24 protein-coding genes are annotated in these 22863 nt (G+C 71.4%); 6 read left to right on the top strand and 18 right to left on the bottom strand.

Features of this window, described 5'->3' with window-relative positions; all coding sequences use genetic code 11:
• The coding region (locus GWI24_RS07895; protein WP_210945180.1) for an MDR family MFS transporter at positions 1-1535 on the top strand (1535 nt) is incomplete at its 5' end.
• 77 nt (positions 1536-1612) lie between these two features.
• Here the strand turns inward: GWI24_RS07895 and GWI24_RS07890 are convergent.
• The gene (locus tag GWI24_RS07890; protein WP_210945179.1) at positions 1613-2329 is read right to left on the bottom strand and encodes an SDR family oxidoreductase; all 717 of its coding nucleotides are present in this window, start codon (positions 2327-2329) and stop codon (positions 1613-1615) included.
• A gap of 81 nt (positions 2330-2410) precedes the next feature.
• Between GWI24_RS07890 and GWI24_RS07885 the strand changes: the two genes are divergently transcribed.
• Positions 2411-3223, top strand: a complete 813-nt coding sequence (locus GWI24_RS07885; protein WP_210945178.1) for a helix-turn-helix transcriptional regulator — start codon at positions 2411-2413, stop codon at positions 3221-3223.
• A 37-nt stretch (positions 3224-3260) separates the two neighbouring features.
• Here GWI24_RS07885 and GWI24_RS44945 read toward each other — a convergent pair whose 3' ends face one another.
• From GWI24_RS44945 to GWI24_RS07850, 8 genes are all read right to left on the bottom strand, one after another.
• Entirely contained in the window at positions 3261-3467 is a 207-nt protein-coding gene (locus GWI24_RS44945; RefSeq protein ID WP_247616037.1) for a hypothetical protein, read from the bottom strand.
• Positions 3468-3480: 13 nt separating this feature from the next.
• Entirely contained in the window at positions 3481-3954 is a 474-nt protein-coding gene (locus tag GWI24_RS07880) for a hypothetical protein (RefSeq protein ID WP_247616036.1), read from the bottom strand.
• Positions 3955-4082: 128 nt separating this feature from the next.
• On the bottom strand, positions 4083-4349 hold the full coding sequence (locus GWI24_RS07875; protein WP_210945177.1) for a GlsB/YeaQ/YmgE family stress response membrane protein: 267 nt from the start codon (positions 4347-4349) through the stop codon (positions 4083-4085).
• 208 nt (positions 4350-4557) lie between these two features.
• A complete protein-coding gene (locus GWI24_RS07870; RefSeq protein ID WP_210945176.1) occupies positions 4558-6075 on the bottom strand; it encodes an LCP family protein in 1518 nt (505 codons plus the stop codon).
• 132 nt (positions 6076-6207) lie between these two features.
• The gene (locus GWI24_RS07865) at positions 6208-6855 is read right to left on the bottom strand and encodes an NADPH-dependent F420 reductase (protein WP_210945175.1); all 648 of its coding nucleotides are present in this window, start codon (positions 6853-6855) and stop codon (positions 6208-6210) included.
• Between the two features lie 30 nt (positions 6856-6885).
• Positions 6886-7713: an inositol monophosphatase gene (locus tag GWI24_RS07860; RefSeq protein ID WP_210945174.1), complete on the bottom strand. Its 828-nt coding sequence runs from the start codon at positions 7711-7713 to the stop codon at positions 6886-6888.
• Positions 7714-7920: 207 nt separating this feature from the next.
• The gene (dctA, locus tag GWI24_RS07855) at positions 7921-9315 is read right to left on the bottom strand and encodes a C4-dicarboxylate transporter DctA (protein ID WP_210945173.1); all 1395 of its coding nucleotides are present in this window, start codon (positions 9313-9315) and stop codon (positions 7921-7923) included.
• Positions 9312-10430, bottom strand: a complete 1119-nt coding sequence (locus GWI24_RS07850; RefSeq protein WP_210945172.1) for a PrpF domain-containing protein — start codon at positions 10428-10430, stop codon at positions 9312-9314. Before GWI24_RS07850 ends, dctA begins: the two co-directional genes overlap by 4 nt.
• A 146-nt stretch (positions 10431-10576) precedes the next feature.
• Between GWI24_RS07850 and GWI24_RS07845 the strand changes: the two genes are divergently transcribed.
• On the top strand, positions 10577-11536 hold the full coding sequence (locus GWI24_RS07845; RefSeq protein ID WP_210945171.1) for a LysR family transcriptional regulator: 960 nt from the start codon (positions 10577-10579) through the stop codon (positions 11534-11536).
• Positions 11537-11543: 7 nt separating this feature from the next.
• Here GWI24_RS07845 and GWI24_RS07840 read toward each other — a convergent pair whose 3' ends face one another.
• The 3 genes from GWI24_RS07840 to GWI24_RS07830 all read right to left on the bottom strand — a co-directional run bounded on the left by GWI24_RS07840 (position 11544) and on the right by GWI24_RS07830 (position 15453).
• Positions 11544-12506, bottom strand: a complete 963-nt coding sequence (locus tag GWI24_RS07840) for an alpha/beta hydrolase fold domain-containing protein (RefSeq protein WP_210945170.1) — start codon at positions 12504-12506, stop codon at positions 11544-11546.
• Positions 12507-12940: 434 nt separating this feature from the next.
• The gene (locus GWI24_RS07835; protein WP_210945169.1) at positions 12941-13894 is read right to left on the bottom strand and encodes a tetratricopeptide repeat protein; all 954 of its coding nucleotides are present in this window, start codon (positions 13892-13894) and stop codon (positions 12941-12943) included.
• A 623-nt stretch (positions 13895-14517) separates the two neighbouring features.
• Positions 14518-15453: a D-alanyl-D-alanine carboxypeptidase family protein gene (locus GWI24_RS07830; RefSeq protein ID WP_210945168.1), complete on the bottom strand. Its 936-nt coding sequence runs from the start codon at positions 15451-15453 to the stop codon at positions 14518-14520.
• Positions 15454-15666: 213 nt separating this feature from the next.
• Between GWI24_RS07830 and GWI24_RS07825 the strand changes: the two genes are divergently transcribed.
• The gene (locus GWI24_RS07825; RefSeq protein WP_210945167.1) at positions 15667-16593 is read left to right on the top strand and encodes an SDR family oxidoreductase; all 927 of its coding nucleotides are present in this window, start codon (positions 15667-15669) and stop codon (positions 16591-16593) included.
• Between the two features lie 21 nt (positions 16594-16614).
• On the opposite strand, the gene GWI24_RS07820 is transcribed toward GWI24_RS07825, so the two are convergent.
• From GWI24_RS07820 to GWI24_RS07815, 3 genes are all read right to left on the bottom strand, one after another.
• The gene (locus GWI24_RS07820) at positions 16615-17265 is read right to left on the bottom strand and encodes a type II CAAX prenyl endopeptidase Rce1 family protein (protein ID WP_247616035.1); all 651 of its coding nucleotides are present in this window, start codon (positions 17263-17265) and stop codon (positions 16615-16617) included.
• Positions 17266-17276: 11 nt separating this feature from the next.
• Positions 17277-17561, bottom strand: a complete 285-nt coding sequence (locus tag GWI24_RS44940) for a hypothetical protein (RefSeq protein WP_247616034.1) — start codon at positions 17559-17561, stop codon at positions 17277-17279.
• Positions 17562-17738: 177 nt separating this feature from the next.
• Positions 17739-18128 (bottom strand): TraR/DksA C4-type zinc finger protein, encoded by a 390-nt coding sequence (locus tag GWI24_RS07815; RefSeq protein WP_210945166.1) that lies wholly within the window; start codon positions 18126-18128, stop codon positions 17739-17741.
• 159 nt (positions 18129-18287) lie between these two features.
• Between GWI24_RS07815 and GWI24_RS07810 the strand changes: the two genes are divergently transcribed.
• Positions 18288-19631 carry a cellulase family glycosylhydrolase gene (locus GWI24_RS07810; RefSeq protein ID WP_210945181.1) on the top strand — a complete coding sequence of 448 codons (1344 nt, stop codon included), beginning with the start codon at positions 18288-18290 and terminating at the stop codon, positions 19629-19631.
• Between the two features lie 123 nt (positions 19632-19754).
• Here the strand turns inward: GWI24_RS07810 and GWI24_RS07805 are convergent, their stop codons facing one another.
• Positions 19755-20873: an NADH:flavin oxidoreductase gene (locus GWI24_RS07805; RefSeq protein ID WP_210945165.1), complete on the bottom strand. Its 1119-nt coding sequence runs from the start codon at positions 20871-20873 to the stop codon at positions 19755-19757.
• Positions 20874-21051: 178 nt separating this feature from the next.
• Between GWI24_RS07805 and GWI24_RS07800 the strand changes: the two genes are divergently transcribed.
• Positions 21052-21501 carry an Rrf2 family transcriptional regulator gene (locus GWI24_RS07800; RefSeq protein ID WP_210945164.1) on the top strand — a complete coding sequence of 150 codons (450 nt, stop codon included), beginning with the start codon at positions 21052-21054 and terminating at the stop codon, positions 21499-21501.
• Here the strand turns inward: GWI24_RS07800 and GWI24_RS07795 are convergent.
• Entirely contained in the window at positions 21483-21884 is a 402-nt protein-coding gene (locus GWI24_RS07795; RefSeq protein WP_210945163.1) for a hypothetical protein, read from the bottom strand. The two genes, GWI24_RS07800 and GWI24_RS07795, sit on opposite strands and share 19 nt — an antisense overlap.
• A gap of 47 nt (positions 21885-21931) precedes the next feature.
• The gene (locus GWI24_RS07790) at positions 21932-22855 is read right to left on the bottom strand and encodes a LysR family transcriptional regulator (protein WP_210945162.1); all 924 of its coding nucleotides are present in this window, start codon (positions 22853-22855) and stop codon (positions 21932-21934) included.
• Positions 22856-22863 lie beyond the last annotated feature (8 nt).

The following is a 22863-nucleotide window of genomic DNA, read 5'->3' as shown; positions in this document are numbered from 1 at the left end:
TGTCCGGGCTGGTGCTCGGCATGTTCCTCGCCGCGCTGGACCAGACCGTGGTGTCCTCGGCGCTGCGCACCATCGCCGACGATCTGCACGGCCTCACCGCCCAGGCGTGGGTGACCACCGCCTATCTCGTCACCGGCACCATCGTCACCCCGCTGTACGGAAAGCTCTCCGACATCTACGGCCGCCGCCCGGTCTATCTGTCCGCGATCGTGCTGTTCACCTTCGGGTCGCTGCTGTGCGGATTCGCCACGTCCATCCATCAGCTCGCGGCCTTCCGGGCGGTGCAGGGCCTCGGCGGTGGCGGGCTGATGTCCCTCGCCATGACGATCATCGCCGACATCACCTCGCCACGGGAGCGCGGCCGCTACCAGGGCTACATCACGGCGGTGTTCGCCGGGTCCAGTGTCATCGGCCCCCTGGTGGGCGGGGTGTTCGCCGGGCGCGCCACTCTGCTGGGGATCGACGGATGGCGCTGGATCTTCCTGGTCAATGTGCCGCTGGCGGCCCTCGCCATCGTGGTGATCCTGCGTGTGCTGCACATACCCCACCAGCCCGTACGGCACCGCCTGGACTACGGCGGGGCGCTCACGCTGGCGGTCGGGATCGTGCCGCTGCTCGTCGTGGCCGAACAGGGGCGGAGCTGGGGCTGGGCCTCGCCCCGGGCGCTGGTGATGTACGCGGTGGGAGTGGTCGGGCTGATCTGCTTCGTACTGTTGGAGCGGCGGATGGCGGACGCCGCGCTGCTGCCGGTCAGGCTGTTCCGTATCCGCGCCTTCCGGCTGGGCACCGTGCTGCACTTCACCGTGGGCATCACCATGTTCGGCGCCATGACGACACTTCCGCTCTATCTCCAGCTGGCCAAGGGCATGAGCCCGATGGGGGCGGGCCTGGCCACGCTGCCCACCATGGCGGCGAACGTCACGGTGACCCTGGTGGTGGGCCGGCTGATGTCACGGACGGGCCGGTTCAAGGTCCACCTGGCAGCCGGCGTCGGTTCCCTCACCGTCGCCATGCTGGTGTTCGCCACGCTGAGGGACGACAGCCCGCTGTGGTACGTGGCCATCGGCATGGTGTTCATGGGGGCGGGCCTCGGCGCGGCGATGCAGACGATCACCACGCTCGCCCAGTCCGAGGTGCCCGGGCGGGACATGGGGGCGGCCACCGCGTCGGTGAACTTCTTCCGGTCCAACGGCGGCACGGTGGGCGCCGCCGCCTTCCTGTCCATCCTCTTCTCCCTGGCCGGTACGCGGATCAGCGACCGCCTGGCGGTGGCCTCCCAGGACGCGTCGTTCCGCAGGCTGGCCGGGGAACCGGCGAACGCCGAGGCCCTGAAGGGCGTCGTACGGCCCGACGGCGGGGTGAACCTGGAGGACTCGGCCTTCCTCCACCACCTCGATCCGGCCGTGGCGCAGCCGTTCCTGGAGGGCTATGTCAGCGCCCTGCGCGTGGTCTTCCTCACCGGGGCCGCGGTGGGCCTGATCGCCTTCGTGATCGCCGCCTGGCGGGTGCCGAACACCCAGCTCTCCGCCGACTGACCCGGTCGGCGGGAGCGGGCGGGGACACCGAGGCGGCGGCGAGAGGACCACCGCACGGCCCGTGTGATGCCGGGGGTCTACCAGGGCGCCGGAGTGCCGTCCCAGGAGAAGAACCCGCCGGTGGGCCCGGTGTCCGGGAGAAGGGCGAGCCGGACCGCGCCCGCCGCGCCCTCGGCCGGATCCCCGTCGCTCCCGGCGGCGCGGGCGTTGAGATCGGTCCTGCGCAGCCCCGGGGCCAGTGCGTTGACCTTGAAGCCCTCGGAGGCCAGGGCCTGGGCGGTGTAGAGGGTCAGGGCGTTCAGGGCCGTCTTGGAGGAGCGATAGGCCGCGCCCGACCCGGCGGACACGGCGAACTGGTGCTCCGGGTCCGCGCTCCAGGTCAGCGAGCCGGTGCCGCTGGAGACATTGACGATCCGGGGCGCGTCCGAGCGGCGCAGGGCCGGGAGGAAGGCGTTGGTGACGGCGAGGACGCCGAAGACGTTGGTCTCATAGGTCCGGCGGAAGTCCTCGAGATCGGCCTCGAGCGCCGTGGAGCTGTCCACCATGATGCCCGCGTTGTTGACCAGGATGTCCAGCCGTTCCAGCTGGGCCGCGGCCGTGGCGACGCTGTCGGCGTCGGTCACGTCGAGCACCATCGGCCGGGCGTCGCCGCCGATCTCCCCGACAGCCCGCCGCCCCCGCTCGGCGTCGCGCGAGCCCACGTACACGGTGAGCCCCTCGGCGGCGAGCTGGCGTGCGATTTCCTTGCCGATGCCCTTGTTGGCACCGGTGACCAGTGCTGTGCGATTGTTCATGGCACCAAGGGTTCCCCGGCCACGTCCACCCTGCCAGGGACAACCTGTCCCAGGCAGTACCCGTCAGCCGAAGGAGGCAGCATGGCGAGGCACGAGCTGGCCCGCTTCCTGCGGGACCGCCGCGAGGGGCTGCGTCCCCAGGACATCGGCCTGCCAGCCGCCCCCCATCGCCGTACGCCCGGGCTGCGGCGGGAGGAGGTGGCGGAGCTGGCCCATATGTCGGTCGACTACTACACCCGCCTCGAGCAGGCCCGTGGCCCCCGGCCCTCGCCGCGCATCCTGGACGGGCTGGCGGGGGCGCTGCGGCTCGCGCCAGCCGAGCGCAGCCATCTGTTCCGGCTCGCGGGGACGAGCGCGCCCCCGGGCGCGCGGGCGGTCCGGCGGGTCCGCCCGCATGTGGCCCAGATGCTGCGGCGGCTGCCCGACACCGCGGCGATCGTCACCGACGCCGCCTACGACGTGGTCGCCTGGAACCCGCTGGCACAGGCCCTGCTCGGCGACGACCTCGGCCGGGACAGCAACCTCGCCCGCCGCCGTTTCCTCGGCCGGGGCCATGGGTACGAGAGCTCCAGCGCCGAGGAGTTCGGGCACATCGTGGTCGCCCGGCTGCGCCGGGCCGCCGACCGCTACCCCCGCGACGCGGCGCTCACCGCGCTGCTGGGCGAACTGCGCACCGGCAGCGAGGAGTTCCGGCAGATCTGGGAGGAGCGTCCGGTGCACGCCCCCGGACACCGGACCAAGACCGTCGACCACCCCACGGCCGGGCCACTCCGGCTGAACTGCGATGTCCTGCTCGTCCCCGAGGACGACCAGGAGGTGGTCCTGATCACGGCCGACCCGGGATCCCCCTCCGCCCGTACGATCCGCAGGCTCGCGGGCGCGGCGGCACCGTGATGGCGTGGCGTGCGGTCGCCCGTGTTCCCGGTTGCTCCTAGCTCCAGCTCGGCGACTGCGCGTTCCGCTCCCCGTACGGCACCGGCCGGCCGGTGAGCGCGTCCAGGAGCACACGGCCGCCGACCGGCCGCTTCAGCTTCACCGTCACCTCCTGGCTCAACAGCTCGGAGGTGCAGGGACCGTCCTCAGCCCCCACGACGGAGCCGGACAGCACCACGCTGCCGCCCGTCTCCAGCACGTCCACCGCCGCGCCGTCGTCACAGGATCCGTGGCCGGCCCGCACGGTGGTGGACCGGCCGTCCCCGGCCACCTTGATCAGCTTCAGCGGCGCGGGCCCATGAGGAGACCCCGCGCGGGTGGGCTCGATCGGCGGCTGAGAGTGGCGGCGAGCCCCCGCTCCGCCACCGCACCTGCCCGCCCCCGTGCGGGGTGGCGGGGAGTTCGCCACGCGGAACGACGTTCTGGGTGGTGTAGGCCCGCCGGTCGGCTTGGGTGCGGAAGCCGTTCGCGGGGAGCTGGACCGCGTCCCCCATCGGGAAGTAGCCCCTCCGCCACGCCTCGGCGGCCCGGGAGCCGTCCCAGGCGTCGGCCACCAGCCGCGCCCGGGATTCCGGTTCCGTGTTCCTGGCCTTCACCGTGTCGCCGCCACAGCCGGTGAGGGCACCGGCCGCGGCGGCGAACAGGATGAGCGCGATGGATGCGTTGAGTGTGCGCGTGCGATTCGTGTGCATGATTCCCCCAGGAACAGACGGCGACGGTGAAGCTGTGCGGTGCGTGGGGGGAGTCCGTACCGCCTCTGTGACGCGTCGGCGCCGGGCCGGGTTCCGTGCCGTCCGTGTGCTTCGAGCCGTCCGTGCCGTCAGTTCCGTGAATTGCCGAACAACAGGCGGTACACAACGAGGAGAACGAAGGCGCCACCGATCGCCGCGCCCCAGGTGGCGGGGTCGAAGAACTCCTTCTGGACCGGGCGGTCGAAGAACTTCGCGGAGATCCAGCCGCCCACGAACGCCCCCGCGATGCCGATGGCCGTGGTGCCGACCAGCCCGCCCGGGTCACGCCCGGGGAGGAGGATCTTGGCGATGACTCCGGCCAGCAGGCCGAGGATGATCCAGCTCACGATACCCACGTTGTTCGTCCCCTTCGTCGTGCTGTTGTGCTGTCGTGCCGGGGTGAGTGAGCCCGGTCGATGACGTGTTCAGTCGGTTGCGCAGGTGTACGGGCGTCAACGAAGACGCGGTCCGCTCGGCGGTGGTTGCGAGCGGCCTGACCTTCCGGATGCCCGGGGAGCGGTGCGCCATGCCTGGACCGGAGGTGAGGGCCGTACGGGGATCCGGTCAGCCGTAGGACAGGTTGGAGCAGGGGTCGTCGTCGGCGGAGCGGGCGTCGTCGGCCACGTGGGAGGACGGCGTGGACGGCGCGGAGGGCGTGGAGGCGTCGGGGGAGGGCGCGGTGAGGTACGTGCGTCCCAGGGTGAGGCTGATGCCCGAGGTGGTGGCGGGGCGCAGTCCCGCGCCGGGGAAGAGCCGGGCCACGGTCTGGGCCCGGTCCCGCTCACCGGGGCCGTAGCCGACCACCGTGGTGGCGTGGTCCTGGGTGTCGGCGTTCGTGGCGCCGGTCACGGTGAAGCCATGCGTCCTGAGCGTGTCCGCGGCGCGTGCGGCTAGTCCCGCGGTGGTGGTGCCGTTGTAGACGGTGACGCTGATGCCCGCGCCCGACACGGTGGACGTGGCACGTGGCGTGGCGGGGTCCCGGGGCTCGTCCTTCTTCCCGCCGGCCGCCTTCCCGTCGATGGTGCGGTCGGCCCTGATGTCCGCCCAGAGCCCGTCGGCGTCGGGCTGGACGATGGCGACCCGTTCGCCCTGGTAGCGCCAGGGGATGGTGACGAACTTGGTGTTGTGCAGATCGATGTCCTTCATCGACATGGCGAAGGACATCAGCTTCTTCGCGGAGCCGAGCCCCGGGTCCACGGTCATGGACTTGGTGGCCGCGTCCGCCAGCGGATACAGCGTGGTCGGGTCGATTCCCTGGCTCTTCACCTTCTTGAGCAGAGCGGAGATGAACGCCTGCTGCCGCCGTATGCGCCCGATGTCGGAGCCGTCGCCGATCCCGTGGCGGATGCGCACGTAGTCCAGCGCCTTCTGGCCGGAGACCTTCTGGACCCCCTTGCTGAAGATGCGCTTGCCGCGAGTGGACCGGCTGGGGCTCAGATCGCGTTCGTAGACGTCCTGGGGCACGCACACCTGGACCCCGCCGACCGCGGAGGTCATCCGGGAGAAGCCCTCGAAGTCGATGACGACGGTGTGGTCCATGCGCAGCCCGGTCAGCTTCTCGACGGTGTTCTGGGTGCAGGCCGGATTGCCCTGGGCGGTCTCGCCCACGGAGAACGCCGAGTTGAACATGGCGTTCCGTTGCGTCCTGGTCCATGAGCCGTCGGGCAGGCGGCACGGCGGGATGTCGACCAGGGTGTCGCGGGGTATCGACACCCCGACCGCGTGCTTGCCATCGGCGTAGACGTGCAGCAGCAGGGCGGTGTCCGAGCGGCCCACGTCTCCGGTGCCGCCGCCCAGCTTGCTGTTGTCGCCCGAGCGGGTGTCCGAGCCGATGACCAGCACGTTCTGGCCGGCGGCGTTCCCCTCCGGCCGGTTGTCGGAGAGGCCGTCCGCCCCGAAGGTGGTGATGTTCCCGTTCAGCTTGAAGTAGAGCCAGCCCACTCCGCCGCCGAGCAGCACCAGGAACGACGCCACGATCACCAGGGCGATCCGCAGCGGGCGGCGCCCCTTGCGCTGCCGCCCCGCGTCCGTCCGTTCCGCGGTAGCGCCGCTCCCCGTCGTCTCCCCGTCTCTGCCTGTCATGCGCGTCCTTCGTCCGGCGGCTGTTCGGAAGAGAAGACGATCGATGCTGGCCTCAGGTTCTATCGAAGCGCAAGGGCATGTTTCATAGCGTGTGGTACGACACGTCGCCGCGATGCCGGGGGTACGCGGCGGTCAGCGGGCCAGGGAGACGGCGAACGGCCGGAATCCACGGCGGCGCAGCACATGGGGCACCAGCAGCACGAGGGCTTCGGTGGCACGGGCGGTGGTGATGTCGCCGAGGTCCTCGATCCACTCGGGCTTCCAGCCGACGTCGGCGAGGAGGCCCGCGGTGATGGCCTTGGCGTCCGCGTCGTCGCCGGACAGATAGGCGGTGGGCGGGGTGGACAGATCGGCGGGGGCGGTCATGACCGGGAAGAGCATGGTGTTGAGGGTCTTGACCACCCGCGTGGCGGGCAGGTCCCGCTGAAGCTGTTCGGCCAGGCTGCTGCCGGGATAGCACAGGTCCGAGGGGAGTCCGTCGGGCGTGTGACGGGTGGCGTTGGAGACGTCGATGAGGATCTTGCCCGCCAGCTCGGTGTGCAGGGCGGAGAGGCGTTGCAGGGCGGTGTCGCCCGGAGTGGCGTTGATGACGATGCCGGTGGTGGCGGCGGTGGTGCGCTGGTCGGCGTGGCGCATCTCCGGAACGGCGCCGGTCTCGTCGGCCGGGGTCTCCTGGGGCGGCTGCCGGTGGCCGAGGGTGATCTGGTGGCCGGCGGTGGCGAGTGCGCGGGCGAGGCCGCTGCCGACGCGTCCGGTGCCGAGGATGCCGATGCTGGTCATGCGGATGAACTCCTTGCCGGGGGAGGGTGGTCAGGCGATGGACGACAGGACGGAGACGGCCTCGGCGTGGATGCCGGGGGCCGTGGCCAGGAAGTCACCGCTGGCCAGGTCCCAGGGATTGCCCCGGGTGTCGGTGACGGTGCCACCGGCCTCGGCGACCAGCAGCGCGCCGGCCACCAGACCCGAGCGCACATCGGAGAACTGCCAGAACGCGTCCGTGCGTCCGGCGGCCACATGGATCAGCTGGAGGGTGGCGGGCACGGAGACCCGGACGACGAGGCCGTGGATCAGCATCCGGGTGACCGACGCGCCGATCCGGTGGAAGGTGTGCTCGTCCTCGCCCGGCCGGGCCTGGCCCGTGCCGACCAGGGCCGCGCCCAGGTCCGTCTTGGCCGACACCCGCAGGGGCGCGCCGTTCAGCCGGGCGCCATGACCGGCCACCGCGGTGTACCAGTCGCCGGTCAGCGGAAGGTGGACGACGGTGAGCACCGGGTGGTTGTCGCGGACGAGGGTGGCGGTCACGGCCCAGTCGGACATGCCGTGCACATGGTTGATGTTGCCCTCGGCCGGGTCGACGATCCACCACTCGCCCGGCGGCAGCGCGCCGCCTTCCAGCTCGTCCTCGGCCCAGCGCGCACCCGGCCTGGCGGCCAGCAGCGGCTCCTTCAGGACGTCGAGCACCGCGTCGTCGTTGGCGTGGATCTCCGCGACGATCTCGTCGAGCGCCACCCCGCGGGCCTGTGTGGTGTGGCGCTCCCGCAGCAGGTCACCGGCGGCGCGGACGGCCGTGGTGACCCGGGTGAGCAACGCGGCGTCGAGGCCGGTGTCGGTGGTGGTGGTGCCGGTGGACGTGGACATGAGTGCTCCCGCGATGGTGAAAGAGGGGGAGGCTTGGCGCGCGCTTCGCCGTCTGTGCCTCGACCGTAGGCACCCTCGTCGATAACGGCAATTGCACATATGGCACTGCTGGGTTTACCCGCGTGCAACGGAAGGCGGGGGCCGACAAGCGACGCCCGGGCCGAAGCGTTCGCTTCGGCCCGGGCGATTCGCCAGGTGGCGGCGTGGTCAGCTGATGGCGGGGACGGGTTCGCGGGGCGATCCCGCCGGCTCCTCGGGAACGAGGTCGTCGGTGGCCGTGTCGTCGGGGTTGAAGGGCAGGTCACCACGGAGCACCGCCCGGCCCCGGGCCTCGTCCAGCTGCCCCTCCCAGCGGGCCACGGCCAGCGTGGCGACACCATTGCCCACCAGGCTGGTCAGCGCCCGCGCCTCGGACATGAACCGGTCGATGCCGAAGATCAGCGCGAGGGCCGCCACCGGGACGTGGGGGACGGCGCTGAGCGTGGCGGCCAGGGCGACGAAGCCCGAACCGGTCACTCCCGCCGCGCCCTTGGAAGTGAGCAGCATGACGGCGAGCATGGTCAGCTGCTGGGTGAGGCTGAGGTCCACCCCCACGGCCTGGGCGAGGAACACCGACCCCATGGTGAGGTAGATGGCCGTCCCGTCGAGGTTGAAGGAGTACCCGGCGGGCAGGGTGATGCCCACGACCGGCTTCGAGGCGCCCGCGTGCTCCAGCTTGGCCATCATGCGTGGCAGCACCGGTTCGGTGGACGAGGTGCCGAGCACGATCAGCAACTCCTCCTTGATGTAGCGGAGGAACGGCAGCAGGCGCAGGCCGCCCATGCGCATCACCGCGCCGAGGACCACCAGGACGAAGAAGAGGGCGGTCAGCCAGAACGAGCCGACCAGCAGCGCCAGCTGGCGCAGGGTGCCCAGGCCGTAGTTGCCGATGGTGAAGGCCATCGAGCCGAAGGCGCCGATGGGGGCCAGCCGCATGATCCAGCGGATGAGCCGGAACAGCACCGTGGAGAGCTTCTCGACGCCCGCGGTGATGCTCGCCCCGGCCTCGCCACTGGCCTGCAGACCGAAGCCGAACAGGACCGCCACCAAAAGCACCGGCAGGATCTCCTCGCCGGTCAGCGCGGAGACGAGGGTGTCCGGGATGGTGCTGAGGACGAAGTCCGCGAAGCTCTCATGGGCCTGGGTCGCCTCGGCCGGAAGGCTGTCGGTGCTGAGGGTGGAGACATCGACGTGCAGTCCGCTGCCGGGCCGTACGACGTTGACCACGACCAGCCCGATGACCAGGGCGATGGTGGTCAGGATCTCGAAGTAGACCAGGGCCTTGAGGCTCACCCGGCCGACCGTTCTGCGGTCGCTCATGGCGGCGATGCCGTGGACGACCGTACAGAAGATGATCGGCGCGATCATCATCCGCACCAGCGCGACGAAACCGTCTCCCAGCGGTTTCAGCTCCGCCCCGAAGGAGGGCCACAACGAACCGACGACGACCCCGGCGAGGACCGCGAGCAGACACTGGACATAGAGGCGGGACAGCAGCAGGCGGATGCGGCCGGGCCGGCCGGGGGCGGCGACGGTGCCCGGCGCTGCGACGTTGCGGCTCATACGGGGCGTCCTTCCGGGACGGGAACGAGAAGTTCGGCTCGGGCGATGCGCCGGGCGGCGCGGTGCAGGAGCACCGTGGGGGACGCGCCGTCCAGTGCGGGGACGGCTCGGGCGGTGATGACGCCCGCGGGGGTGCCCAGCCGCAGCGTGCCGTCGGCGGTCTGCCGGGTGACGCGGTGGGCGAGGGTGCCGGGGATCGCGGCGGCCGTCGCCAGGGCGACGGCGGAGGTGAGGCCGATCGCCGGATGCGGGGCATGCATGGAGACCATGCGCACGGCCACGTCGTACTGGTCCTGAGTGACCTGCGGGCCGTGAGCGGTGCGATATGTTACGGGGCCGCCGACGACCCCGACCTTGGGCACCGCGTGGCTGACCGGGGCGTCCTCGTGGACCAGCCCCATCGCGAGCGCCGCCTTGCGGCGCAGCACGGTGAGCGCGGGCACCACGGCGGCGAACGCGGCCAGGGACTCGGAGCCGTCGAGGCCGAACGCCTTGGCGTCGAAGAGCGCGGCGGGCGCGCCCGCGTCCACGAGCGAGGCTTCGACGGGGCCGTCCGGCCCGGTCAGGGTGTCCAGGGGGCGGCCGGTGGGCAGGGCGCGGCCGGTGGTGGACCCGGCCGGGTCGTGGAACCCCAGCAGGACCGGCACCCCGAGCGCGTCGGTGCCGGGCACCACGGCGGTGCCCTCGTCGGGCGCGGTCAGGCCGGGGGTGGGGATGGTGCCGGTGAGGCGGGCCCCGGTGTTCACATTGAGCATACGGACGGTGGTGGTGGCCGCGGTGATCGGCACCAGACCGCGGTGGACGGCGTACAGCGCGACCGCGGTGGCGCAGTTGCCGCAGTTGCTGGTCCACTCCACCCGCTCATCGCCGATGCCCACCTGCGCGAAGGCGTAGGAGACATCCACGCCCGCCACGTCCGACATCTGGACGATCGCGGCCTTGGAGGTGGTGGACGAGGCGCCGCCCACCCCGTCGATCTGGCGGGGGTCGGCCGCGTTGAAGGCGGCGAGCAGCAGGGTGTCGGCATCCACTCTGGTGGCCACCACATCGTGGTGGTCGAAGATCCAGCACTTGCTGGTACCCCCGCGGATCATCTCGCCCTGCAGACGCAACACAACGGACTCCCCATGGCCGTGGAATCGACACCCCGCCGACGGCTCCTCCGTGGGCGGTGGCATCTACGGTGTGTTACCGCAGCGTGAAGTACAATCTCGGAAATCTGCAGGGGTATTAAGCAGAACTGAAGGCTTGAGGTGATGCCGTGCTGGACGTCCGGCGCATTCTGCTCTTCGCCGAGGTGGCCCGGCGCGGCTCCGTGACGGCCACCGCCCGCGCCTTGAACTACACGCCATCAGCGGTGTCCCAGCAGGTGAGCCGACTGGAGACGGAGGCCGGCCAGCCGCTGCTTGACCGCCACGCACGGGGTGTCACCCTCACCGACGCCGGGCGTGCCCTCGCCGACAGGGGGGAGCGGATCGCCCGTGAGCTGAAGGCCGCGGAGAGTGAGCTCGCCGACTTCGCGGGGCTCCGCGCGGGCACTCTGCGCATCGGCACCTTCCCCACCGTCGGCGCCTCGCTGCTGCCACCCGCCGTCATCACCTTCCGCGACACCCACCCGGACGTACGGCTGACCGTGCGCAGCGCCCGTATCGCGGGACTGTGGTCGATGCTGGAGAGCCGGGAGATCGAGATGTCGCTGATGTGGGACTACGACTGGTGCCGCATCGACCGCGAGGATGTGGACATCACCCCGCTCCTCGACGATCCGCCCGCCCTCCTCGTCGGCGACCGCCACCCGCTGGCCACCCGTACCGACGCCACGCTCGCCGATCTCGCCGACGATTCGTGGATCACCCGTGCCGACCGCCATCCGGTGGCCGAGGCCCTGGTGCGCAGCTGCCGGGCGGTCGGCTTCGAACCGCGGATCGCCTATGAGGCACACGACTACCAGGAGGCGCAAGGCCTGGTGGCCGCCGGTCTGGGCGTGGCGCTGGCCCCGACCCTGGCCCTGGAGGGCATCCGCCCGGGCGTCAGGGTGCTGCCGCTGCGCCCGCCCGCGCCGGTGCGCCGGATCCTGCTCGTTCGCATGGCCGACCATGCCCTCACCCCCGCCGCCGGGGCGTTCCTCGGCTCGCTGCGGGAGAGCGCCGCGGCCCGGCGGACCGACGCGATGGACGCGGGCGGGCGAGCGGTGGTGCCGGATCCCCGCTCCGGCTCATGACGGGCTCTCACAGCGAGGAGACCACCCGCCTGCGGTCCTCCACGGCCCGGCGGGCCAGCCGGGAGGCGGGGGCGAGGCGGTCGTATTCATGGATGGCCCCGCTGTGCAGATGCAGTTCGGTGGGGATGTCGGCGTCGGCGAGCCGCTGGGCGTAGGTGACGGCCTCGGCGCGGAAGATATCGAGCTCTCCGACCTCGACATAGGCCGGTGCCAGGCCCTCGACGGTGGCGACACGCGCGGGCGCCACCTGCGGCGGGACCTCGTCGGTGCCGAACGCCGCGCCCAGCAGGGCATGCCAGCCGGTCCAGTTGTCGTCCCAGGTCCAGGCCACATACGGGGTCAGCCGGGGATCCGGGGTGAGAGTGCGGTCGTCCAGCATGGGATACAGCAGGGCCTGGCGGGCGAGCGGAACGCCCCGGTCACGGGCGAGGATCGCCACTCCCGCGGCGAGCCCGCCCCCGGCGCTGTCGCCCATGACGGCGATGCGACGGGGATCGACCCTCAGCTCGGGAGCCTGGTCGCCCAGCCAGATCAGCGCGGCGAACACATCCTCCACGGGGCCGGTACCGGTGGCAGCGTCGGGGGCAAGACGGTAGTCCACGGACAGGAACGGCACCCCGGTGGCCTGGACATACCCGGCGACCACGGAGTCATAGAGATCGACACTTCCGGCGATCATCCCTCCGCCATGGGCGTAGACGACCGCGGAACCCGGCGCGGACTCGGCCTTCTCGTACCAGCGGACGAGGATCTCCGCCCCGTCCGCGGACCGCACCTTGTGCGAGGACGCCTTCACCAGCGGATAGCCGGACGGGTACGCCGGGAGGAGTGAGGCCATCCATCGCATCGAGGCCGTGCCCCTGGCGCGCAGCGTCCGCCAGTCGTCGCGCTCGGGCGGGGGAGCGGGGTCGCTCTGTTCGGCGAGGGCCTGGAGAACCGCGGCGAGTTCAGGGTCGAGGGTGAAGGCCATGGTCGACTCCGTTCGAGGACGGCGGGGCCGCTGCCCCAACTGTCCTCATAGACTGCCGAGTTGCGCTCGAGGCCTGGTACAGAGACTGGCGGCGGCCTGAGGACTACTACGGGGTGTCCGGCGGATCTTTGCCCCTCCCCGCCCCTTCCCGCGGCATCGGTATGCGGCTCCGCTATGTGGCTCCGCCGTGTGCGGGGCTCCGGCCCAGACTCCGGGGTCCAGGGGGCGAAGCCCTTGGTATCGGGAAGGGGCGGGGAGGGGAGCAGCCCGCCGCAGGCGTCAAGACCCGTCGGACACCCCCAGGGGCGGGCGTCCGTTCGCTGCGGTGCGCCCGCCCCTGACCCTCGGCTCTCCCGATCACCGCCTTCCCCGCCTCCGCGTCCGTACTCCCGGGAAACGTGGGCTTGAGACAAGGTGTCGGATCCTTGACCACCTCATCCGGGCCGCAGCGAGTCCCTCAGCTTCCTGGCCGCCTCGGTCTCGGCGATGTACTTGCCGGGGCTGGCCGCGCCGAACTCCTCGTACAGCGCCACCGCCTGCCCGGCCGCGGCCAGGGCCGCCTCACGGCGCCCGTCCGCCACCAGCAGCGCCGCCTGCCGGTACGCGGCCATGGCCAGCAGCGGGCGGTAGGTGCCGGGCACGGTGGCCTCGAGCCGCTGGTAGATGTCGCGCGCCTCCCGCCATGCGTCGGCGCCCGCGCCGGGTCGGCCCGCGGACTGCAGCAGGGCGCCCAGATTGCCCAGCGCCCAGGCCAGATTGGGCAGATCCTCGCGGCGCCGGTAGACCGCCACCGCGTCCCGTCCGGCCGTCACCGCCTCCTCGTGGCGGCCCGCATGCTGGAGATACATCCCCAGGAACACCAGCATCTTCGCCATCTCCGTCTCGAAGGCGGGGTTGGCGGCGGCCAGGACCCGGTAGGCGGCCACCGCACGCCGCTGCGCCTCCGCGGCCTCCTCGGGGCGACCGGCCTCGTAGCAGCGGGCCGCCAGGTTTCCCAGCGCCCATGCCACGTGCTCCTCGTCCCCGATGGCCCGGTACTCGGCGACGCCCTCCTGGCCGATCGTGATCGCCTCGTCATGGCGCCCGACCCGGGACAGATACATCCCGAGGGTGACCAGCGTCTGGGCCACGTCCCGGCGGGCCGGGGCGGACACCGCGGCGAGCTGGAGATACGCGTCGCGGGCCTGGAACTGGACCTCGACGGCCTCGGCGTGCCGACCGGCGTTCGTCAGCACGGCGGCGCGCTGCCGGAACGTGTTCGCGAGCAGATGCATACGGGGGAGGTCGGTGGCCCGGGGGACGTAGTCGGCGGTCCGCCAGTAGTGGACCGCGGCGGGGCCACCGTCCGCCCGGGTGGTGTAGAGCTTGCGATTGTCCGGCCGGAACACCGCCAGTTCGGCCCTTCCGTCGCCGTCGTAGTCGGCCGGTACGGGGATGTCGCCGGGCCGTCCCCAGGGCAGTGAGCGCGGCGCGGCCCCGGATGACGGCCGGATCTGCCGGTGGCGCCGTGCGCACCCGCGGCACCGGGCGCGCCGCTGGTGTCCAGCGCGCCGCCGTTGCCGCGGTAGGTCTCGGCGACCACGACGAGGGGGTGGCCCGGGAGCCCGGTGAGGACGTACTGGGGATCGTGGACCACCTCGCGCGCGATGAGCGCCAGCCGCGCCTCGGGTGGCAGATGTGTCAGCTCGGCCCCGATCTCGGCGAGCAGTGCGTCATTGACCTGGATGGTGTCCCTGATGTGGACCCAGTCGACCGTGATCTCCCCGCCCGCGGGCATCGTCATCGCGGAACTCCCCCTTTGCGCGCCGCCTGACCCGAGGTCATTCTTCGGGCGCGCCGGGCTCCTGTGATTTGTGTATCCGCTATATCACCTGATCGGGATACATCGTTCGCGTGTGCGGAGGCCGGGTTCGAGGGGGCCGGGCTCAAGGGGCTTGGCCCCAAGCACCGGTGCCCCGGCCGGAACGAGTCCGGCCGGGGCACCGCGCTGTCGCCTCACGGGGCTTGTGGATCAGTCCCGCTGAGCGTCCTCGGGAAGCTGGCGCCACTTCACCTCGGTGGTGGTGTCGTACGTCCAGTCGAGCATCTTCTTCGCGTCCGGGTAGCGGTCCGCGTCGTTGAGGATGACTCCCACGACCGTCTTGTCGCCGCGCTTGGCGGCGAACACCAGGCAGGGACCGGCAGGGGTGGTGGTCCCGGTCTTGACACCGATCGCGCCCTGGTACGAACCCAGCAACTGGTTGGTGTTGTCCCAGGAGTAGTACCGGGTGTGGCCGTTGGCCGCCGGTGCCTCCTGCTTGGTGGACACCGACTTGACAACCGTGTCGAACGTCGCGTTCTCCATGGCGCGCCGGGTCAGCTGCGCCAGGTCATGGGGCGTCGAGTAGTTGTCGGCGTCGGCCGAGACACCGTCGAAGGAGTCGTACTTGGTGTTGGCCAGCCCCAAGTCCTGCGCCTTCGTGTTCATCTTGGAGATGAACGACTTGGTCCGCTCGGCGGTGGTGTCGCCGGTGCCGAACGTGTCGGCCAGCGCCATCGCCGCGTCGCAGCCCGACGGCAGCATCAATCCGTACAGCAGCTGGTTGACGGTGAGTTTGTCACCGGTCTGCAGGTCCGCCGTGCTGGCACCGGACTTGGTCACATAGTCGCGGTACTCCTGCTTGATGGTGACCTGCTGGTTGAGGTCCAGGCCTCGGGTCTCGAGCACCACGAGGGCAGTCATGATCTTCGTGGTGCTCGCCATCGGACGCTTGGTGTCGGCGTCCTTGGCCATCAGCTCCTTGTTGGAACCGGCGTCGAGCAGGTACGCGCCCTTGGCGCTGACCTCCGGTGGCGGCTCGGCCGAAGCCTGGGCCATTGCCACCGGGACCGCGATCGCTACGGCCACCGTGGACGCGACCGCCGCGACTCTCCAGCGGCGGGTCACGGTTCCACGACGTTTATGCATTCGCCCTCCGTTTCGCTTGTTGAGGTGTGTTTCGGGCGAGCGCATCGTCTCACCAGGCGAAAATCGGCCATGCTTCGGGGTGGCGGACACGCGGTGGCTTTGGGGAAACAACTAGTGTCCGGACCAGCGCTGTTGACCCGATGGTGGATCCGGGGCGGCCACATGCGGCCCGGAGCGCGCGCCCGCTGATCCGCGATCTGCGACACTCATGGTGTGAACCGGACACTCGATCACGATGCGCTGCGCGGACGTGTCGCCGTGGTGGCCGGGGCGACCCGTGGCGCCGGGCGAGGTATCGCGGCCGCGCTGGGCGAGGCGGGAGCGACCGTCATCTGCACCGGACGCAGCAGCGTGTCGGGCAGGGGCGGGTCGGACTACGACCGGCCCGAGACGATCGAGGAGACGGCCGAGCTCGTCGCACGGCTCGGTGGCACCGGTGTCGCCGTACGGACCGACCACCTCGACCCCGGGCAGGTCGGGCGGCTGGCCGAGCGCATCCGCCACGATCACGGTGGCATCGATGTGCTCGTCAATGACATCTGGGGCGCCGAGCGGCTCAAGGGCGGCCCCGCCGACTGGAACACCCCGATCTGGGAGCACAGCCTCGAGGACGGACTGCGCATCCTCCGGCTCGGGCTGGACACCCACCTGATCACCTCGCACCACCTGCTGCCACTGCTGATCGGCGAGCCGGGTGGGCTGCTCGTGGAGATGACCGACGGCACCGCCGCGTACAACGCCGAGCGATACCGCATCTCGGTCTTCTACGACCTGGTCAAGACCGCCGTGAACCGGCTGGCCTTCTCCCAGGGCCACGAGCTGGCGCCGCACGGGGCGACGGCCGTCGCCATCACACCGGGCTGGTTGCGCTCGGAGATGATGTTGGACGCGTACGGGGTCGGCGAGGGCAACTGGCGCGACGCCTTGCTCCCGGACCGTGGTGAGGGCCGCCCGACCGCACCCGAAGCCTTCGCGTCCTCCGAGTCACCGCGCTACGTCGGGCGCGCCATCGCCGCGCTGGCCGCCGACCCCGGCCGGGCGAGGTGGAACCAGCGGTCGGTGAGCTCCGCCGAGCTCGCCCGCGAGTACGGATTCACCGACACCGACGGCTCGCAGCCCGACAGCTGGTCCGCCACCTGACAGAGTGCCCGTCAGGGCCGGTCAACGTCTCGCGCGCGGCTCCGGCCGCTCTGTCACCGCCCGGGGCGGCTCGGAGCCACGCCGTCGCACGGCCCGTCGGCACACCGCGAAACCGGCGGTGGCCACCAGCAGATAGGCGGGGACGAGCAGCACCGCGTCCGGCGTCGTCTGCTCGATGTGCCAGCCCGCGCCGCGCCGGTCGCCCTCCAGCACGATCCGGTTGACGGTCAGAAAGGTCAGATGGGTGCCGACGGCGGCCCACAGCGGGGCCCGGACCAGGGCCGTCCGGGCCGCGACGAGCGTCAGTCCGAAGACGGTCAGGAGGATCAGATAGTCGGCGGGGTGCTGCCCGTCCGGCGCGATCCCGATCGGTTCCGGATCGCGGCCGACCAGACGCGCGGCCGCGGCCCCGACCACGGTCGATGCCCCCGGCACCAGCAGAAACACCGCCGTCGTGCCGACGGCCGACACGGTACCGCCGAACCGGGTGCGCAGTTCGGCCCAGGCACAGCCACGCAGGGTCGTCTCCTCCGGCAGGGCTTCGAGGAGGAAGGCGACCACCCCGTTCGTGAGGACGAACCCGGCGAGGGTGGCGGGCTCGGGACGCGACCAGCGCAGCATGCCCGCGGCGGTACCCGCACCGAGGACGAGGGCGGCCGCGGCCGCCGTCACCCCCGCCCCGGTCAGCAGCGCCCGCAGGCTCGCGCCCGCCCCGCCGAACCCGAGCCACGCAGGGGACCGGCGTTCCCGGCGTACGAGGAGGAGCACGAGCGGTACGGCCAGCGCGGTGACCAGCGCGCCGGGAGCACCCGGGCCGGGAAACCGGTGAGGCCGAGGGCGTCGGCGGCGGCCGGGCCCAGGGCCGTGCCGACGCCGAGCGCCGTGGCCATCACCAGCCCACCGGTCAGCGCCCGGACCAGGGCGACGGCGGTCGAGGGGGCGGGCGTACCGGTGTGCGGCTCGGTCATAGAGGTGTCCTCGGGGCGGGGCGGTGACCTCCGCCATCCTCACGTCCCGCTTCGCCACGGGGCTCGTAGCCACTGATGAAACGCCCGTACATCCTTCGGTGTACCGCGCGTGCACGGAGTGGGCCCATCGGCCGGGCGGCCGCCCTTCCAGTGACCGTCCGCCCGGTGCCCAGCCGCTCAGCGAGGAGGGGTGGCCGCGCAGCGTACGCAGGTGGTCGCCGTGGGGCGCGCCTCCAGCCGTTCCGCGGGGATCGGCTCGCCGCACACATCGCACCGCCCGTAGTCGCCGCGGTCCAGCCGTTCCAGCGCCTCGTCCAGGGCGGTCAGATGATGGCGGGCCTGGGCCAGCAAGGCGGCGGTGTGGGCTCGCTCGAAGGCGGTGCTCGAACCCTCCGGGTCGTGCTCGTCGTCCACCGCCACCAGGGCGTTCGACGCGACGATCGCGTCGAATTCACTGTTCAGGGCCGCGATCCGGGTGCTGGTTTCGGCACGCTCGGCCGCCAGCCGTTCGCGAATGGCTTCGCGCTCGGCCGGAGAGAAAGCGGCATCACCGGATGAATCGCTCATGCCCGGCATAACCTCGGCGCGCCCGGTCCGCATTCCGGTTGCCGCCCTTTCCTGAGGTCTTGACGTCTCTCGGACCCGATGCAATGGATGGGAGCGCTCCCAAATCGACCGTACATCCACCGTACGGACGCCATCGCGCGCTCACTCCTTGGAGTCATGATGAGACGGAAGAGATCCTTAGCCGCCTTACTGGCCCTATTGGTCAGCCTCTTCGGGATCGCGGGTCTCGGCCGGACCGCCCATGCCGAGCCGGCCCGCCCACAGGCCCCCCTGGCCACGGGCCTGCACATCAGCGACGGCCGGCTGCTGGAGGGCAACGGCAACGACTTCGTGATGCGCGGTGTCAACCACGCCCACACCTGGTATCCGGGCGAGACGCAGTCGCTGGCCGACATCAAGGCCCTGGGCGCCAACACCGTCCGCGTCGTCCTCTCCAACGGCCACCGCTGGACCAGGAACAGCCCCGAGGACGTGGCCGCCATCATCGCCCAGTGCAAGGCCAACCGGCTCATCTGCGTACTGGAAGTGCACGACACCACCGGCTACGGCGAGGATGCCGCGGCCGCCACGCTCGACCAGGCGGCCGACTACTGGATCGGCCTCAAGAGCGTGCTCACCGGCCAGGAGAACTACGTCATCATCAACATCGGCAACGAGCCCTGGGGCAACACCGACCCGGCCGGCTGGACCGCCCCCACCGTCGCCGCCGTGCAGAAGCTACGCAACGCCGGGCTCCAGCACACCATCATGGTGGACGCCCCCAACTGGGGGCAGGACCTGCAGAACGTGATGCGCACCAACGCGCGGACCGTCTACGACGCCGACTCCACCGGCAACCTGCTCTTCTCGATCCACATGTACAGCGTCTATGACACGGCGCAGGAGATCACCGACTATCTGAACGCCTTCGTGAGCGCCAGGCTGCCCATCCTCATCGGTGAGTTCGGCGGGCCGGCCGACCAGTGGGGCGATCCGGACGAGAACACCATGATGGCCACCGCCCAGCGGCTGAAGCTGGGCTATCTGGCCTGGTCCTGGAGCGGCAACACCGATCCCATCCTGGACCTGGCCACCGACTTCGACCCGGCCAGGCTCACCGACTGGGGCAAGCGCGTCTTCAACGGCCCCGACGGGATCGCCGAGACCTCCCGCGAGGCCACCATCTACGGCGGCGGCTCCGGCGCCGGCTGCTCGGTCGGCTACCGGGTGGCAGGCGAATGGGGCGGTGGCTTCCAGGGCGAGATCACCATCCGCAACACCGGCACCGCCGCCATCACCGGCTGGACGCTGGGATTCAGCTTCGCCAACGGCCAGACCATCACCAACATGTGGGGTGGCACGCCGCGGCAGAGCGGTGCCGCGGTGACCGTCACCCCCGCCTCGTACACCGCCACCATCCCCGCCGGTGGCTCGGTCACCCTCGGCTTCACCGCCGGTAAGGGCGCCACCAACGCCGCGCCGACCGCCTTCACCCTCAACGGCGGCGCCTGCGCCACCGGCTAGCACCGGAAATGCGGGGCAGTCGTGAAATGTTAAACTAACTACCGCACCCCGTGCCCGGCGCCGGCCAGATCCCCCCCGTGCTGGCCGGCGCCGTCCCCATCGGTGTGGGAGCCGGCGCGAGGATCAGTGCAGGGACTCCACCGCGTCCCGACTGAACGGGGTGAGCTCGCTCACTCGGCCGTTCAGGACCTTGTCGGCCCACTCGGGGTCGGCGAGCAGTGCGCGGCCGACCGCGACGAGGTCGAATTCGTCCCGCTCCAGAGGCTCCAGGAGCCGGTCGAGGGACTCCACGGCCGCGTTCGCACCGGAGAGGGAGCCGGGGTGGAAGACGCTGTCCAGGCCGACCGAGCCGACGGTGATCACCGGCTTGCCGGTGACCTTCTTCGTCCATCCGGCGATGTTCAGATCCGATCCCGTGTCGGGGAACTCCGGCTGCCAGTAGCGCCGCCCGGAGGCGTGGAACGCGTCGACCCCGGCCTCCGCCAGCGGTGTGAGCAGGGCTTCCAGCTCCTTGGGGTTCTCGGCGAGCCGGACGTCGTAGTTGTCGGACTTCCACTGGGAGAACCGGAGGACGACGGGGAAGTCGGGCGCGACCCGCTCGCGGATGGCGGCCACGAGGTCGGCGGCGAACGTGGTCCGGGAGGCCGGATCGCCGCCGTAGGTGTCGGTGCGCCGGTTGGTGCGCTCCCAGAGGAACTGGTCGATGAGATAGCCGTGTGCGCCGTGCAGTTCCACGCCGTCGAAGCCGATCTCCTCGGCCGCCCGCGCGGCCTTCGCGAAGGCGCCGATGACGTCGTCGATGTCGGCGAGGGTCATCGTCTCGCCCGCTCCGGGCGTGCCGTCCAGCGCGATCCCGGACGGGCCCACGGACGGGGCGTCGGGGAACGGCGGCGCTCCCGCGGTGCGCTGTATGCCCACGTGCCAGAGCTGGGGCATGATCGCGCCACCGTGGGTGTGCACGGCGTCAACGACCCTTTGCCACCCGGCCAGTTGCTCCTCGCCGTGGAAGCGGGGGACGCCGTCGAGGTAACCGGCGGACCGGTGGTCGACGGTGGTGCCCTCGGTGATGATCAGGCCGGTCCCCGCCGCCGCCCGGCGCGCGTAGTACGCGGCGACGTCCTCACCGGGGATGCCGTCGGGGGAGTGCCCACGGGTCATGGGTGCCATGGCGATCCGGTTCGGCAGCTTGGTCGAACCCAGTGTGAACGGGCGGGACAGTGCCGTGGCCAGGCGGGTGTTCACTGTGTCGCTCTCCAGACGTGTCGTTCCGAGGAGGCTTCCCCCGGAGCCTCGAAAGTGTGAGTCTGAAAGGTACAGTTTTCACGGCGTAAACTGCAACTGTATCGATTGCTTTTTAGGTGAGGGCGGAACGGCACTGTCGAGTAGGCTGTGCCCCGATCTGCGGGCGGAGGTGGAGAAGGTGTTGGACATCCGGTTCTCCCGTGCGCTCCAGGTGATGCTGTTCCTCGCCATGGCCGCCGAGAACGGGTCCGGGCCGCTGAGCTCCGCCGAGCTGGCCCATAAACTCAACGCCAACCCGAGCCTGGTCCGGAAACTCCTCGTCCCGCTGACGGACGAGGGGCTGGTCGTCTGCGTCAAGGGCCGTACCGGTGGGGCGCGGCTGGGGCGGCCGACCGACCGGATCACCCTGGCCGAGATCTATCGCTGTGCCGTCGGCGACAAGCCCCTGTTCGCCCCCTCGCCGGGGGTGGAGCCCGTGTGCGCGGTGACCGCGCACGCCGGTGAGTACTTCGCCACGCTCACCGCCGAGGCCGAGGAGGCGGTCCTCGAATCGCTGGGCGACCGCACGCTCGCGGACAGCGTGGGTGAACTGCGCCGCCTCTGCACCGGTCACGCCCGGCAGGACTGATCCGAGCCCGGCCCGGTGTTCATCCGTTGCGTGGCCAGGAGTGCCGGGACCACCGGGCCCCAGAAGCCGCCCGAGGCCCCCGATTCCGTCCCGCCGCCACCGCCGATGTCACACGCGACGAGGAGCCTGCCGGCGTCCTCCGGACCGACGGTGGCCGTGTAGCGCACCGACCGGCCCGATGGGGGCGATTGGGGAGTCCAGGGCACGGTGATGGCGAGCAGCTCCTCGCCGTCAGCCTTGTCCGTCAAAGTACAGAGGTCCTCGGGCGTACTCCTCCTGGCCGACTCCTCCCGCAGCGCCTTGGCGACCTGGCCGGTGCTCGGGGTCTTGACCGGATAGACCTTGCTGGGCCCTTTCGGCTCCCGGGCCACATTACGTGGCACGATCTCTCCTGTCGGCTCCATTGGCTGCCGCTCCCGGGGACGGCACCCTACTGGGCCGGAAGGCCATCGCCCCCGTCCGGCTCCGACATGGCCGCGCGGCGCAGATGTTCGGCGAGCGCCGCGGTGGCGGTGGACGAGGCCCGGGCCTTCGCGCCCCAGGCCAGCAGATGGTGGCGGCGTGCCCAGGGATCGCGGAGGTGGCACACGTCGAGCGGATGGTACGGAGCGATGGCACGGCGTGGCACGACGGCGAGTCCGACACCGGCGGCCGCGAGGGAGACCAGGGTGGTGAGGTGGGCGACGGTGGTGCGGTAGCGCACCGCAGGAGCGTGCGGGCCGAGGTTCTTCTCGATCGAGCGTCGCAGCGAGGAACCGGAGTCGAGCCCCACGAGCGGATGCTCGGCCACCTCGCTGTAGGTCACCTCGGTACGCCCCGCGAGGATCCCGCCGCACTGGCCGATCACCACCAGCGAGTCGTCGCCGAGGGGTTCCATGATGAGACCGCAGTCGCGGGCCTCGCGGTCGAGGACGACGCCCAGGTCCGCCTCGCCGTCGGCGAGCATCCGCACGGTCCGTGGGGTGCGGCTCTCGGACACCACGACGTCGACGTCCGGGTGTGCGCGGAGGAACGAGACCAGCGCCCGTGGCACCAGGCGGTGCATCGCGGAGCCACCGCCCAGCAGGGTCAGCGGGGCGGTCGGCGGCCGGGCGTAGCTCGCCACGGCGCTTTCCAGGCGCGCCGTCTGGTCGAGCACGTCCCGTGCGTGGCTGGCCAGCGCCGTCCCCGCCGGGGTCGGGCGCACGCCCCGCCGTCCGCGGATCAGCAGGTCCACGCCCGCGTGGTGCTCGAGCGAGCGCACCCGCGCACTGGCCGACGGGAGGCTCAGATGCATCCGGCGAGCGCCCGCCGTGATCGAGCCCTCCGCCACGATGTGAAGGAAGAGCCGCAGGTCGTCCAGGTCATACCGCACCCTGATGA

This window comes from Streptomyces sp. MK37H, from assembly GCF_018035285.1.
In the GTDB taxonomy this organism is placed as follows: Bacteria; Actinomycetota; Actinomycetes; order Streptomycetales; family Streptomycetaceae; genus Streptomyces; species Streptomyces endocoffeicus.
Note: the sequence above shows the minus strand (reverse complement) of the source record. Positions and strands in the feature narration are given on the sequence as shown.